Consider the following 2122-nt stretch of genomic DNA (forward strand, 5'->3'; position numbering starts at 1 on the left):
ACACCTCTGGCCAACCCCTCCCAAGTGAGTCGTACGTCCAGCACTCCAGCGGCACTGCGACGTTGTATCTGCTCAGAGCGGCTTTGGGCGTCAACACGTCCGGGAGACATGCCGCATCCAGTCGCTGTATCGCCCGACTTCGTACGGGTCGAGGACGAACTCGTCCCTCGAAGCTTGATGGCACTGTCGAGAGTCATCGGGCGCGCGAGTGTCCGCCCGCCTTCGCGGCTGGCGACCGGCCGACCTGAAGTGCGGTGGCACCCAGCCGCAGTTCGACATTTCCGACAGAGGGACGAGGTCGCCGACGGTGTGGGGTGCGGCCTGCTCGCCTCCGACGGTGACCGACGCGGCCGGGGCCCCTTTCCGTGCGGCGTCGGTGAGGCGCACCGCGTTGTACGGAGACGTGAGGACACCTCCCGGTCTCACTCCTCCCAGGACCGCTTGTGAGAGAAGTACGCAACCACCAGCGGACGGGCACGGCGAAATCGACGGGCCAGGAGAAACGATCCGCGACCGGCATCCGTCGACTCTTCCGCGGTGCAGCGAGTTGACGGCCGTCGCGCTTGAGGGTCCGGTCAGCGGCGCGACTGCCGACAGCCGGCTCTCAGGAGGCGGCCTGGCGGCTTCCTGGCCTGCCGACGTGCTCCGCGACGCCGATCTGCCGCCGGGGCGCCGACCCCGTTCACATCGCCCGAGAGACCCGCGCCGGCCCCCTTGAAGCGCTGTGTTCGGCCCGAACGTATCCGGCAGAAGGCCGAACGGGTGATGCTGGGGCGTTACGGAGGCCCGAGGACTGCGCCGCGCGAGGGATATCCCCCGGCGCGCCCGGCGCTGTTGCCAAGGTTCACGCGAGCCACGATGCAGGGTCCAGGCGAAAGAGTGATTTGTATGAAAACCATTTGAATCAGGAGGTTCGTTGCATGCCCACGCCGAAACCCCCCTATGCGATCGGCTCTCGCGCCAGAGCCACCATCGTCCTTACCGCCCTCGTCGGCACGTCATGGATGGCTGCCCCAGACGCGACAGCCCAAGGGGACGACGGCGACGCAGCCCTCGCGGCTGCGGCTTGGGCGCAGGTGTCACGCGGACAGAGTTACGGGGCCTACTGGACAGGCTACGGGGCGACTGGAGTTGGCGCGGGTGGCCCCGGCGGCCCGGGAGGACCAGGTGGTCCCGGCGGTCCCGGCGGTCCCGGCGGTCCCGGGGGTCCCGGGGGCCCGGGCGGTCCCGGAGGCCCGGGAGGACCTGGCGGCCCCGCAGTCCCAGGATTCCTGGGAGGTCCGGGGTTCCCCGGAGTGCCGGGCGGCCCCGGAGGACCAGGGCTCCCCGGAACAGGACCAGGCACTCCCGGCGGACCAGGACTTCCCGGAGTCCCAGGAGTCCCTGGAGTGCCAGGGGGTCCTGGGGTGCCAGGAGGTCCTGGGGTGCCAGGAGGTCCCCCAGGACCGGCCGGCCCCCCGAGACCAGGGTTGCCCGGAGTGCCGGGCGGCCCCGGAGGACCAGGACTCCCCGGAACAGGACCAGGCACTCCCGGCGGACCAGGACTCCCTGGAGTCCCAGGAGTCCCTGGAGTGCCAGGGGGTCCTGGGGTGCCAGGAGGTCCCCCAGGACCGGCCGGCCCCCCGAGACCAGGGTTGCCCGGAGTGCCGGGCGGCCCTCCAGGAGCAGGAATCCCCGGAACAGCACCAGGCACTCCCGGACGGCCAGACTTCGCCGGAGGCCCAGCAGGACCCCCAGGACCAGGGTTCGCCGGAGCAGGGCCAGGAGACCCGGGACCAGGGTTCGCCGGAGCCGGACCAGGCGGCCCCGCAAGAGCAGCAGGCGTCCCGGGAGGGCCAGGCGGCGCTGGACGACTCGGGGGCCCGGGAGCCGTAAGCACTTCAGGAGGATCAGACGGCTTCGCGGGGCCGGCAGACCCCGGCCCCGCAGGGGGACCGGGAGCTCCAGACCGGTTCGGACCAGGTGACCACGACGGTCCGCGGGGCGGTGTTCACGCGGGCGGCGGCGGTCTTGCCCACACGGCTGCCGCGTACTCCCCGGTGGCCGCCGCGGGAACCGTGGGTCTGGTCGCGATCAGCGCCGCCGTTTACGTTCGGCGTCGTCGACGGTCGCATGGTGCCTC

General features: G+C 71.7%; 2 protein-coding genes. One reads left to right on the forward strand and one right to left on the reverse strand.

Annotation, left to right across the window (positions count from 1 at the left end; all coding sequences use genetic code 11):
• The first annotated feature begins 1140 nt into the window (after window positions 1-1140).
• On the forward strand, window positions 1141-1875 hold the full coding sequence (locus H5J33_RS32425) for a hypothetical protein (protein ID WP_181798300.1): 735 nt from the start codon (window positions 1141-1143) through the stop codon (window positions 1873-1875).
• A gap of 14 nt (window positions 1876-1889) precedes the next feature.
• On the opposite strand, the gene H5J33_RS36885 is transcribed toward H5J33_RS32425, so the two are convergent.
• A partial coding sequence (locus tag H5J33_RS36885) for a hypothetical protein (RefSeq protein WP_220212961.1) occupies window positions 1890-2122 on the reverse strand: 233 nt, incomplete at its 5' end.

Origin of the sequence: Streptomyces sp. WELS2, assembly GCF_013870595.1 — a bacterium.
Taxonomy (GTDB): Bacteria; Actinomycetota; Actinomycetes; order Streptomycetales; family Streptomycetaceae; genus Streptomyces.